The following is a 12271-nucleotide window of genomic DNA, read 5'->3' on the forward strand; positions in this document are numbered from 1 at the left end:
TCGTCTCTACTGCCTGCAGAATGTCGATAGGGGAAATCGTTGAGGCTTTTTAAATAGGCACTTCAGCGATCCACGTCTCCGAACACGATATCCATTGTTCCAATGATGGCTACCACGTCAGCAATCATGTGCCCGCGCGACATTTCATCAATGGCCGAGAGATGCGTAAAACCAGGTGATCGCAATTTAATCCGATAGGGCTTGTTTGCCCCATCGGAAACCGCGTAGACACCAAACTCACCCTTGGGATGCTCAACCGGCGCGTAAACTTCACCAGGTGGTACGTGCATGCCTTCGGTGAACAACTTGAAGTGGTGAATCAGCTCTTCCATGTTCCCCTTCATCCGCTCTCTGGAAGGAGGTGCAACCTTATGGTTGCTGGAAATCACGGGGCCCGGATTTTTTCTCAACCAGTCAATACACTGCTTGACGATTCGATTTGATTGACGCATCTCTTCAATCCGACAGAGATAACGGTCATAACAGTCACCCTCCACGCCAACCGGAATGTCGAAATCAAGCTGATCATAAACTTCGTAGGGCTGTTTTCTGCGGATATCCCACTCAACACCCGATCCACGCAGCATGACACCGGAAAAACCAAGGGCTAGTGCGCGCTCGGGCGAAACAACGCCAATACCTACAGTTCGCTGCTTCCAGATACGGTTATCGGTGAGTAGCGTCTCGTACTCATCAACATAACGCGGGAATCTGCTAGTGAAGTCTTCGAGAAAATCAAGCAGGGAGCCTTGCCGATTTTCATTCAATTGGGAAACTGTCTTAGTGTTTTTCCACTTTGAGACTTCGTACTGCGGCATGCGATCCGGAAGATCGCGATAAACGCCACCAGGCCGGTAGTAAGCAGCGTGCATCCGCGCTCCCGACACAGCCTCATAAGCATCCATCAAATCCTCCCGCTCACGGAAGGTATAAAGCACCATAGTCATGGCGCCGATATCAAGTGCGTGGGTCCCGACAGCAAGCAGGTGATTCAGAATGCGTGTAATTTCATCGTACAAGACACGGATGTACTGGGCACGAATTGGAACATCGACCCCCAAGAGCCGTTCAATCGCCAGACAATAAGCGTGCTCATTGCACATCATTGAAACGTAGTCAAGACGATCCATATAGGGTACAGACTGTACCCAGGTTCGTGTCTCAGCCAGCTTCTCTGTACCCCTGTGAAGCAGCCCGATGTGCGGATCAGCCCGCTCAACCACTTCGCCGTCCAACTCGAGAACCAAACGCAAGACCCCGTGCGCCGCGGGATGCTGGGGGCCAAAGTTAATGGTGTAATTACGGATCTCAGCCATGGCCGACATTCCCATAATTTTCGTCACGCACGATACGGGGTGTATTTTCCCGTGGTTCGATGGTAACTGGCTGATAAATTACGCGACCCAAATCTTGGTCATACCGCATTTCCACATACCCCGAAATCGGAAAATCTTTGCGGAACGGATAACCAACAAAACCATAATCGGTAAGAATCCGACGCAAATCCGGATGCCCAACAAACATGACACCGAAAAGATCGAAGGCCTCGCGCTCAAACCAGTTGGCACTGGGCCAGAGTTCGCACAAGGAATCAAGAATCGGAAATGAGTCATCTTCCGCAAACGCCCGAAGCCTCAGGCGCAGATTATTACTAACGGAAAGCAGATGAGCAGATACCGCGAAGCGGAATTCAGTTGCTTCACCAGCAAACCCCGAATAATCAAGTCCGGTAAGATCAACAAGCTGCTCAAAACGGAACTCGGGGTCGTCCCGAAGAGTGCGGGCTACCGACAAATAGTCGGAGGCCGAGACGACCACAGTCACCTCGTCACATGCAACGACCGTACTCCGCAGTCGATCACCAAATTTGTCCGCCAAAGACTGGCTGAGACGGTCAAGTTTCTCACTCATGATAGTCGGGAATCAGCGAGCAATCGTACAGTCACGTTTGATCTTGTTCTGCAATTGAACAATGCCATATAGCAGAGCTTCTGCTGTGGGGGGGCAACCGGGAACATAAACATCCACCGGAACGATACGGTCACACCCACGCACAACAGAGTACGAATAGTGGTAATACCCACCACCGTTCGCGCAAGACCCCATTGATATCACCCAGCGCGGCTCCGACATCTGATCATAAACCTTGCGCAAAGCCGGGGCCATTTTGTTGCACAAGGTGCCAGCAACAATCATCAGATCGGATTGCCGCGGACTCGGACGAAAAACAACACCGAATCGATCCAGGTCGTAACGCGAACAACCGGCGTGAATCATCTCGACCGCACAGCACGCAAGACCAAAAGTCATGGGCCACAGCGAACCAGTGCGAGTCCAGTTAATTACCGTATCAAGCGAAGTAGTGACAAACCCTTCCTTGAAAACACCTTCGATGCTCATAGACACCCTTCAAGCAACAATTCACTCGCCAGAGGAACTCGACAGATCACTCCCAGTCGAGCGCGCCTTTCTTCCACACGTAAATATAACCAAGCAGAAGAATGCCGAGAAAGACAATCATTTCAAAGAAACCAAAAAGCCGGATGGACTCATTGGCTGCAATTTCCCGAAGAATAGTTGCCCAGGGAAACAGAAATGCGATTTCCAGATCAAAAAGGATAAACAGAATGGCGAGCAGGTAGTAGCGAACATCGAACTTGATGCGCGCATCTTCGAATGGCTCGAAACCACACTCAAACGGGGAAAGCTTTTCGGCGTCAGGCTTGTTGGGCCCCAAGACCCAGCCTGCAATTATTGGAATAAAACCGAAAGCAGCCGCAAACAGGATAAAGACAAGAACTGGAAAATAAACTTCCAACATCACTTGAGCTCCCGCAACCGATAGCAGTTATTAGCGCTGCCTGCAAGCAAACGCCCGCTGAGTGCGGGCGGCTTGCTTATTTTATGGTGCCGACGATGAGACTCGAACTCATACGGCTTTCGCCACTACCCCCTCAAGATAGCGTGTCTACCAATTTCACCACGTCGGCTTGTTCGTTTGATGCTGCGCATTATAAGACAATCGACCCGCAGCGCCAAGCATTACATTATTTTATCGCGGAATATCCTTCGCTTTCGACCCATCATCCGCAGGCGCAACAGGAGCGGGAGAAAGACCGGACGAAGGCGCAGAAACAGGCGCAACCCCTTCCATTACGCTCTTTGACGCAGGAGCCCCGGAACTGGCCAGATAGCTCAACCCGAGGCTCGTCACAAAGAATACTGCCGCCAAAGCACCGGTTGTCCGGCTAAGAAAATTTGCAGACCCTGAAGACCCGAACAAACTACCGGAAGCCCCACTCCCAAAGGCCGCACCCATGTCAGCCCCCTTGCCGTGCTGCATAAGGACCAGTCCGATTACACCCAGACCAGCAAGGATATGCACCGTCAAAACTATAGAAAAAACCACACCACCCATGACCATCTCCGATGAACCAACTTACGACGCAGCAGCTGCTGCACAAATGGCAGAAAAACCTTCCGCAACCAAGGATGCCCCACCCACCAAGGCACCGTCGATATCCGGTTTGCTGAACAACAGGGAGGCGTTTACTGCCGTAACGCTACCCCCATAAAGAATTTTTACACCCTGCGCAGAAACACCACTCCGCACCAGGCGATCACGAATGAATGCATGCATTGCCTGTGCCTGCTCAGGCGTTGCAGTCTTACCAGTCCCGATCGCCCAGACAGGCTCATAAGCAAGCACAACAAAAGAGGCCGCCTCGACACCAAGCGCTGAAACCACAGCATCAACCTGAGAGCCAACCACCTCTTCAGCGACACCCGCATCACGCTGCTCCAGTGTTTCACCAACGCAGAGAATCGGCCTCACGCCTGAATCGAGGGCCGCCTGCACCTTGGTTGCGACAACAACATTCGTCTCACCATAACCACTTCGTCGCTCCGAATGCCCCACGATAACCCACGAGCAGCCCAAGTCCGCCAACATCGATCCGCTAACTTCACCAGTGTAGGCCCCCTCCTTGGCAGAAGAGAGACTCTGAGCCCCCACAGCAATAATCGCATCCTTGATCAAAGCCTTCACTTGAGACAGGTAGACGAAAGGCGGGCACACCACCACATCCACGCCATCCGGCCTTAACAGCTTCCTGAGCTCAGCGACCAAAGCTTCGTTGCGAGCAAGGCTGCCGTTCATCTTCCAGTTACCGACTACGAGCTTTTTGCGCACCTTGGATCCAGAACCAAATCCTTTAATTCTATCTTGACGGAATGATCAGGTCAAAAAAAGAGGGCCGACACCAAGTCAGCCCTCTTTGCATGCACGGTTCAGAACGATCAGCCAAATCTGCCTGTGATGTAGTCCTCGGTTTCCTTCCGCTTGGGCTTGATGAAGATCTCGTCAGTGAGACCAAACTCCACCAATTCTCCCAGGTACATGTAGGCGGTGTAATCGGACACCCGCGCAGCCTGCTGCATGTTGTGAGTCACAATCGCAATGGTGTACTCACTCTTCAGTTCATGAACCAACTCTTCAACCTTCGCCGTGGAAATCGGATCGAGCGCAGATGTCGGCTCATCGAGCAGCAGAACCTCCGGCTTGACCGCAACACCTCGTGCGATGCACAAACGCTGCTGCTGCCCACCGGACAAGGACAGACCACTTTGATTGAGCTTGCTCTTCACTTCATCCCAGAGAGCGGCCTTCCGCAGCGCCCACTCGACCCGGTTGTCCATATCTGCCCTGGAAAGGCTCTCATACAAACGCACACCGAATGCGATGTTCTCATAAATGGACATCGGAAACGGCGTGGGCTTCTGGAAAACCATCCCAACCTTGGCTCGAAGGGCATTCACATCCTGATCCGGACTCAGCACATTGCGACCGTTCAAAAGTATCTCACCCGTGGCACGCTGCCCGGGGTAAAGGTCGTACATGCGGTTCAGCGTCCGCAGAAGGGTCGACTTTCCGCACCCGGAAGGACCGATGAACGCAGTCACCATCCCCTCCTGGATGTCCAGATTGATGTGCTTCAGGCCCTGAAACGACCCATAGAAAAAGTCGAGGTTACGAATCTTGATCTTGGGCGTCGCATCGCTACTGACCACAGACGTCGGTTCGCCCCGAAGTTGCGAAAAAGGCATGTCACGCTTGGTCGCTACAGGAGATTGCATGATGGATTTCCTAGATCTTTTTGCGGAACAGGGTCCGAACAACGATGTTCAGGCAAAGAACACCAAATGTAATGATGATCGCCCCACCCCACGCCAATGAATTCCAGTTTTCATAGGGGCTCATTGCAAACTGGAAGATCACGACCGGCAAATTGGCCATCGGTCCGTTGAGGTCAAAGCTGGTGAACTGATTGTTAAGTGCAGTAAAAAGCAGCGGGGCCGTTTCACCACTCACTCGCGCAACCGCAAGCAGAATCCCGGTCAGAACACCGGCCTGAGCAGAGCGAAGAACCACGTGAAGCACAACCTTCCAGCGCGGAGCCCCCAAGGCTGTCGCAGCCTCCCTGAGGGTGGCAGGAACCAGATTGAGCATGTTTTCAGTAGTCCGCACGACAACTGGGATGGCGATCAAGGTCAGCGCCATCGAGCCGGCCCAACCGGAAAAATGCTGCACCTGAGCCACATAAACAGCGTAGATAAAGACACCGATAACAATCGATGGCGCAGAGAGCAGGATGTCGTTGATGAAACGGGTTGCCGGCGCCAACCAGCCCCTGCGCCCGAATTCCGACAGATAAACACCCGCGAGAATGCCAATCGGGGTGGCAATGAAGGTCGCCGTACCAACCATCATGAGACTGCCAAGAATCGCGTTGGACAGCCCTCCCTCAGAACCGGGGGCCGGAGTCGGCTGAGTAAAAAGGGTGAGGCTAAGAGCGCCAAACCCCTTGTACAGAAGCACGACCAGAATCCACGCCAGAAACCCCATCCCGATAGCCATCGCCACCAGAGACAGGACCAACGCGGCGCGATTGGTCCGCATGCGCTTGCGGTAGAGCACCGAAGAGTCACTCATCAGGTTTTCTCCCCTTCAAGACGGCCAAGACGCATCAAGAGGATCTTGGAGAGCGCCAGAACCACAAAGGTTACAAAAAACAGGATCAAACCCAAGGCAATCAGTGAGGACACATGCAAATCGGACGACGCTTCGGCAAACTCGTTCGCCAGCGTGGAAGCGATGCTGTTGCCCGCCTCATACAGGGACGGACTAATCCGATGAGCATTGCCAATAACAAAGGTTACCGCCATCGTCTCACCCAGTGCTCGCCCCAGGCCAAGCATCACGCCACCGATCACGCCCACCCGGGTGTACGGCAAAACAACGTTCCACACGACCTCCCAGGTAGTGGCTCCCAGGCCGTAAGCCGACTCCTTGAGAATCCCGGGCACAACCTCAAAAACGTCGCGCATGACCGACGCAATGAACGGAATAACCATCACGGACAAAATCAAGCCGGCAGAAAGGATGCCGATTCCGTTCTTCGGCCCCTGAAAAAGGCCACCAATGAAAGGAATATTTCCCAGAGTGGCCGACAGGAGCGGCTGAACATAATCCGCAAAAAGCGGTGCAAAAACAAACAACCCCCACATGCCGTAGATGATGCTGGGCACAGCAGCGAGAAGTTCCACCGCAATCCCCAAAGGTCCACGCAAGCTGGGGGGGCAGAGCTCGGTTAGGAACAGCGCAATACCGAAGCTAACGGGAATAGCGACAAACAGAGCGATGAAGGACGTGCTGAGCGTGCCATACACAGAGATCAGGCCACCAAACTTGTCGGTGACCGGATTCCAGTCGGCGCTAAAGGGAAATCCTGCACCAAACTCCTTTAGTGCGGGCCAAGCTCCGTAGAGCAAAGCCCCAAGGATGGCAACAAGAATGGCCAGAACCGAGAACGCAAAAAAACGAGTGACCTGATGGAAAAGCGCATCCTGAAAACGCTGAGCCTGCATCCGGTCGCGAGGCGGACTCGGCGGCCTCACTCCGGTCGCAGCGCCAGCCAGGCCGGCTTCGCCTATTTCGAGGGCGCCCCCCGAACCGAGAACTGAGCTATGGGAAGACATTGCGGTTCACCGTTTGATTAACCGAAGAAACAAAACACGGATGGAAGAACGACACCTGGCCGTTCACCCATCCGTTCGAGAAACAAAAGCTTACTTCAGGATGGGATTTCCAGATGCATCCTTCAAGGAAGTGCGCCAGGCAGCATCGATCTGCTTGACCAGAGCTGCCGGCAGCGGAACGTAGTCGAGCTCCTCGGCCGTCTTCTGGCCGTTCTTGAAGGCCCAGTCGAAGAACTTGACTACCTCAGCGCCCTTGGCGGCATCAACCTGCACTTTGTGCATCAACACAAAACTAGCACCAGTGATGGGCCAGCTAGTCTTGCCGGGCTGCTCGGTCAGGATTTCACCAAAGCCAGGAACCTTGCTCCACTCGGCGAAAGCGGCTGCAGCCTGGAATGTCAGGTCATCCGGCTGAACGTATTCACCCGCCTTGTTCTTCAGCGCGAGATGGGTCATCTTGTTTTTCTTGGCGTATGCATATTCCACATAGCCAATACCGCCCTTGATACGCTGAACGTAAGAAGCCACGCCCTCGTTACCCTTGCCGCCCACCCCTTCAGGCCACTGAACAGCCGTACCTGCACCAATCTTGTCTTTCCATTCAACACTCACTTTAGACAAGTAATTGGTAAACAGGAAGGTCGTACCAGAGCCATCGGCGCGACGAACCACCGTAATATTTTCGTCAGGCAGCTTAACGCCTGCGTTCAGGGCAACGATCGCCGGATCGTTCCACTTCTTGATCTTGCCGAGATAGATGTCAGCGAGCAGTGCGCCATTCATCTTCATCTGGCCAGGCGTAACACCTTCCAGATTAACAACGGGAACAACGCCACCGATGATGGCCGGGAACTGAACCAGGCCGTCCTCCTGAATCCGTGGCCGCCACTTTCGCGCCTGGCAGGCTGTCCGCATAGCGCCGTGAAATGGGTTTTGAATTGAAACTTGAGCCCGTATTTCGCATGAAACCGCATCGCCAGACAAAATTGACGCGTGTTTGCACGGCCAAATCCGGGCTTGCGCCGGCTTTCGCTATGGACGGACGAGCGTTCACCTGCCTGGCGGCATCGAATGGCGACCCACGGGGAAGTGCCTCAGCCGGAGAACTGGAGCAGGGTCTGGTAGTGACGCTCGAACACGGTGAAGGCGGCGCAGCGCTGGCCAAGGCCCAAGGTCAGACGCCGGGCATGCGTGATGACGCGGGCGGCGACGCCGATGATTTCCTGCATCACGGTCTTCAGGCGCCGCCGCTTGGCGGGGTGGCGAACCGGGCTGTCGGGCTCGATCAGGGTCGCCTGGCCGATGGCGCGCAGAATGTTGAAGGCCAGCACGGCCAGGGACAGCACCAGATCGTTGGTGGCGAATTTGCCCGAAGGCAGGCGCTCCAGGTCCAGATCGGTCTTGAACTCGGAGTGAAACTGCTCATGGGTGCCGTGTGCCTGGTACAGCGCGACGATCTCGGCGACGGGCAGTTCAAGGCTGGTGAGCCAGCCTTCGATCTCGAGATCGGGCATCAGTAGGATCTGGCCGTCGCGATCGATCGTGCGCTCAATCAGATGCATCACCCGGTGCATCGTGACTTTGGTCCCGGCGAATTTGCGGGTGAGGGGTTCGACAACGTACGTTTCGCGCTTGCCCGCGCGCGGATGCGACCAGACGGTGGCAGGGTCCGCGGCGAGGCGCTCGTGGAGGGTGGCCACCTTGAAACGGCGCGGGTTCCACTTGACCAGCCAGTCCACCGGCCCCGCTTCGCGCGCGGCGGCCAGAGCCACGAAGATCGCGGCGCCATCGAAGCCCGAGTCGGCGCGCACCAGGAGCGGCAGCGCCGTCACCGCCCGCGCGCGCGGCAGCAGGCGGCGCAGGAAATCCGGCGTCTCCGAGGCCGAATGCTGGGTGCCGGGGCGCAGTTCGAGCCCGAGGCAGTAGCCTTCCTCGGCCAGATAGCCGGCAATCGGCGCATAGCCGTCGAAGCCCATGTAGGTGCGCCCCACGCCTTCCTTCTTCGTGCCGCTGTTGTCGAGGGTGAAGACATCGAAGTCCAGCGCCAGATGGCCGGTGGAGAGCGGCGTGAGGGTCGGTTTGGCGCGCGCCAGGAGGCGCTCGTTGGCCTCGTCCAGCGCCCTCAGTGCGCTGTCGCCGGCCTCGCCCAGGGCGTCCATGCGTTGGCGCAGCGTCGGCGAGGACGGTACCGTCGAGAGGTCCAGCGCATCGCGGAAGAAGGCGTCGCCGCGCAAGGATTCGATGGCGTCAAAGTCGGACTTCCCGCTGCACAGCAGCCCGACATAGGCCTTGAGCAGAGAACTGGTCCCAATGCCCCCCTTGCCGGCAATGGGGAAACGCGGATCGATGACCTGGTCGATCTGCGCAAAGCGCTTGAGGTATTGCCCCACCAGCGACAATCCGGCGTGCGCCGTCAGGTTGTAGGGCAGGCGCTTGATTTGAAAGTCGGGCATGGCGGCGGTGGCGGGGGCAAGGCCGTCATTATCTCAAATGCCCGCCGACTTCACCCGGCGGGTGAGCGGAAAAACGCCCGGAACCCGTGCCAGTCAAGGGATTGGGCGGTTCTGGTCACGGATTCAGGGTCCTTTTCAAGGTCTTCAGCCTTGAGCGGCATGTCGGAAGCACCGAAATCTACCGTTCTTGCCTTGATCTGCTTGATGCCACCACCTGAACCGATCGACTGATAGTTGAGACCAGCACCGGTCTTGGCCTTGTAAATCTCAGCCCACTTTGAGTAGATGGGGTACGGGAAGGTCGCCCCGGCACCAGTAATGTCAGCAGCCTGTGCGACAGCAGCGCCACTCAGGGCAACAACGAGGGAACAGGTGCGAATGAAACCTTGCATGAAATTCTCCATCTGAGAGAGGAACCGCAAAAGCAGCGGACAGCCTACAAAACAAACCCGGCGGCAAACTGGACTAAACAGTCTGGCACCGGGTTGGATTCTACGACTTGAAAATTTCAGATTTGTTACATGTCGCACCGCAACAACATTCAGACAGCCACGGACCTCACGACTTCAGCCAGACCGTGGGCAATCCGGTCAACCATGGCAGGATCACTCCCCTCAACCATCACCCGAAGCAATGGCTCGGTTCCCGAAGGACGCAGAAGAACACGTCCGCTACCCGCCAACTCCGCTGTCGCGGCTTGAACAGCGTCAGCAATCGCAGCACTGCTCGACCATGCAAATCCAGCCTTCATGGGAACATTGACCAGTTTCTGAGGATAAAAAACCAGATCGGAGCACATTTCCTTGAGCGTCGCATTCTCCTGGCGCAACGCTGCGAGCACCTGCAGGCCAGCGATGATGCCATCTCCGGTCGTATGCCGATCCAGGCAGATGATGTGACCAGAATTTTCTCCACCAAGCCTCCAGCCCTTTTCGTGCATCATTTCAAGCACATAGCGATCTCCAACTTTCGCGCGAGCAAAGGGAAGACCAAGGCGCCCAATCGCATGCTCGAAACCCAGATTACTCATCAGCGTGCCAACCACGCCGTTTGCTGAACCTGCGGCCTTGGCAGCCTTGGCGATCACATAAAGGAGCTTGTCACCGTCGTAAATTTCTCCTTCGGCATCGACCATGACAATACGGTCGCCGTCACCATCAAGAGCAATTCCCAGATCTGCACCACTCTTCAGCACGGCATCCCTGAGAGCCTGGGGTGCAGTCGCCCCTACCTTGTCATTGATGTTGATGCCGTTTGGCTCAACGCCAACCAGAACCAACTCGGCGCCCAACTCGTGAAAGACCTTCGGAGCAACCATGTAGGCCGCGCCATGGGCGCAGTCAAGGGCAATTTTCAAACCGCGCAGATCAAGTTCGTTCGGAAACGTGCTCTTGCAAAATTCCACGTAGCGCCCTCGGGCATCGTCGATCCGCTGCGCCTTGCCCAGACGGGACGAAGGCTCACAGCCCATCGGCTCATCCAGCCGAGCCTCCATCTCAAGCTCGACAGCATCCGGCAACTTCGTCCCGGCGGCCGAGAAAAACTTGATTCCGTTATCCTGAAACGGATTGTGCGATGCAGATATTACGACCCCAGCCTGAAGGCGCAGAGCCCTGGTCAGATAGGCAATTGCCGGAGTCGGCAGCGGTCCGGCAAGATACACATCCACACCTGCAGCAGAAAATCCGGCCTCCAGCGTTGACTCAAGCATATAACCGGAAATCCGTGTGTCCTTGCCGATGATCACGGCGGGACGTTCACCTGCACGCAAATGCTCATGGGCAATCAAGGTCTTCCCCGCTGCGTAACCAAGACGCAGGCAGAAGTCCGGCGTAATTGGCGCCTCCCCGACACAGCCACGCACGCCATCCGTTCCAAAATACCGTCGAGACATTTTTCCCCCTCGCTTAAGCTTCACAACTTGTCATTTTTCCGCACCAAACCCGCTCGACGTTCTATCCAGCGCACTCCAGAGACGAACCACATCCCGGGTCGCCCTGACGTCATGGGTACGAACAATGCGTGCACCGCGCTGAATTGCCACAAGCGCAGCCGCTGCACCGGCAACCACCCGTTCATTCACATCGCGCCCGGTGATCGCACCCAGCATCGTCTTTCGCGACATCCCTACAAGCACGGGATAACCCTCTCCGCCAAAACGTTCAAGCCTGTCCAGAAGCGTCAGATTGTGCTCCAGCGTTTTTCCGAATCCGAAGCCTGGATCCAGCAGGATGCGATCCGGCGACACGCCAGATTTGACCAGCAAGCTTACCCGCTCACAAAGGAAATCTTTCACCTCCACAAATACATCACCATAGTGTGGAGCGGCCTGCATCGTACCCGGCTCACCCTGCATATGCATAACGCAAAGTGCGACATTGCTGGCACAAACGGCCTGCAAAGCGCCGGGGAGACGAAAAGCGGCAATATCGTTTATCAAATCGGCGCCTGCACGAATCGACTCGCGCATCACCGCAGCCTTGACGGTGTCAACCGAGAGTGGCACACCGAACCCGGCTAGCGCCTCAACCAGCGGGACGACCCTGTCCAACTCTTCCTGCTCCGATACCGCTCGTGCCCCAGGCCTTGACGACTCACCACCGATGTCCAGCAGATCCGCCCCCTCCTCCACCGCACACTCAGCCGACCGAATTGCGGCATCCAGACTCCGGCAGCCATCACCGGAAAACGAATCAGACGTCACATTGATAATGGCCATGATCTTCGGTTGAGAAAGATCCAGGCGAAAACGACCACAGGAAAGAATTGAATGCATCATG

The 12271-nt window shown here is 55.8% G+C and carries 14 protein-coding genes and 1 tRNA gene; all 15 read right to left on the reverse strand.

Annotated elements, in window-relative coordinates; translation table 11 throughout:
* Positions 1 to 62: 62 nt before the first annotated feature.
* Complete coding sequence (locus tag ETQ85_RS07430; RefSeq protein WP_148578414.1) at positions 63 to 1316, reverse strand: NADH-quinone oxidoreductase subunit D; 1254 nt, start codon at positions 1314 to 1316, stop codon at positions 63 to 65.
* Positions 1309 to 1911, reverse strand: a complete 603-nt coding sequence (locus tag ETQ85_RS07435; protein WP_148578415.1) for an NADH-quinone oxidoreductase subunit C — start codon at positions 1909 to 1911, stop codon at positions 1309 to 1311. The genes ETQ85_RS07430 and ETQ85_RS07435 overlap by 8 nt, the downstream gene beginning before the upstream one ends.
* A gap of 12 nt (positions 1912 to 1923) precedes the next feature.
* Entirely contained in the window at positions 1924 to 2400 is a 477-nt protein-coding gene (locus ETQ85_RS07440; RefSeq protein ID WP_079433620.1) for a NuoB/complex I 20 kDa subunit family protein, read from the reverse strand.
* 46 nt (positions 2401 to 2446) lie between these two features.
* Positions 2447 to 2821, reverse strand: coding sequence for an NADH-quinone oxidoreductase subunit A (ndhC, locus tag ETQ85_RS07445; protein ID WP_148578416.1), 375 nt, complete (start codon positions 2819 to 2821; stop codon positions 2447 to 2449).
* An 84-nt stretch (positions 2822 to 2905) separates the two neighbouring features.
* Positions 2906 to 2990, reverse strand: a tRNA-Leu gene (locus tag ETQ85_RS07450).
* A 62-nt stretch (positions 2991 to 3052) separates the two neighbouring features.
* Entirely contained in the window at positions 3053 to 3418 is a 366-nt protein-coding gene (gene secG, locus ETQ85_RS07455) for a preprotein translocase subunit SecG (RefSeq protein WP_148578417.1), read from the reverse strand.
* A 21-nt stretch (positions 3419 to 3439) separates the two neighbouring features.
* On the reverse strand, positions 3440 to 4192 hold the full coding sequence (gene tpiA, locus ETQ85_RS07460) for a triose-phosphate isomerase (protein WP_148578418.1): 753 nt from the start codon (positions 4190 to 4192) through the stop codon (positions 3440 to 3442).
* Positions 4193 to 4299: 107 nt separating this feature from the next.
* Positions 4300 to 5106, reverse strand: coding sequence for a phosphate ABC transporter ATP-binding protein PstB (gene pstB, locus ETQ85_RS07465; protein ID WP_148578596.1), 807 nt, complete (start codon positions 5104 to 5106; stop codon positions 4300 to 4302).
* Between the two features lie 40 nt (positions 5107 to 5146).
* Entirely contained in the window at positions 5147 to 5992 is an 846-nt protein-coding gene (pstA, locus tag ETQ85_RS07470; protein ID WP_148578419.1) for a phosphate ABC transporter permease PstA, read from the reverse strand.
* Positions 5992 to 7038 (reverse strand): phosphate ABC transporter permease subunit PstC, encoded by a 1047-nt coding sequence (pstC, locus tag ETQ85_RS07475; RefSeq protein ID WP_148578420.1) that lies wholly within the window; start codon positions 7036 to 7038, stop codon positions 5992 to 5994. The genes pstA and pstC overlap by 1 nt, the downstream gene beginning before the upstream one ends.
* A 90-nt stretch (positions 7039 to 7128) precedes the next feature.
* Positions 7129 to 7953 carry a phosphate ABC transporter substrate-binding protein PstS gene (pstS, locus tag ETQ85_RS07480; RefSeq protein WP_148578421.1) on the reverse strand — a complete coding sequence of 275 codons (825 nt, stop codon included), beginning with the start codon at positions 7951 to 7953 and terminating at the stop codon, positions 7129 to 7131.
* 179 nt (positions 7954 to 8132) lie between these two features.
* Complete coding sequence (locus ETQ85_RS07485) at positions 8133 to 9491, reverse strand: IS1380 family transposase (protein ID WP_148578422.1); 1359 nt, start codon at positions 9489 to 9491, stop codon at positions 8133 to 8135.
* Positions 9492 to 9541: 50 nt separating this feature from the next.
* Positions 9542 to 9883 carry a substrate-binding domain-containing protein gene (locus tag ETQ85_RS07490; protein ID WP_222862100.1) on the reverse strand — a complete coding sequence of 114 codons (342 nt, stop codon included), beginning with the start codon at positions 9881 to 9883 and terminating at the stop codon, positions 9542 to 9544.
* 149 nt (positions 9884 to 10032) lie between these two features.
* Positions 10033 to 11385 (reverse strand): phosphoglucosamine mutase, encoded by a 1353-nt coding sequence (glmM, locus tag ETQ85_RS07495; RefSeq protein ID WP_148578423.1) that lies wholly within the window; start codon positions 11383 to 11385, stop codon positions 10033 to 10035.
* A gap of 30 nt (positions 11386 to 11415) precedes the next feature.
* On the reverse strand, positions 11416 to 12270 hold the full coding sequence (gene folP, locus ETQ85_RS07500) for a dihydropteroate synthase (RefSeq protein WP_425473121.1): 855 nt from the start codon (positions 12268 to 12270) through the stop codon (positions 11416 to 11418).
* Between the last annotated feature and the right edge of the window lies 1 nt (position 12271).

The organism is Zoogloea oleivorans, from assembly GCF_008107625.1.
Taxonomy (GTDB): Bacteria; Pseudomonadota; Gammaproteobacteria; order Burkholderiales; family Rhodocyclaceae; genus Zoogloea; species Zoogloea oleivorans.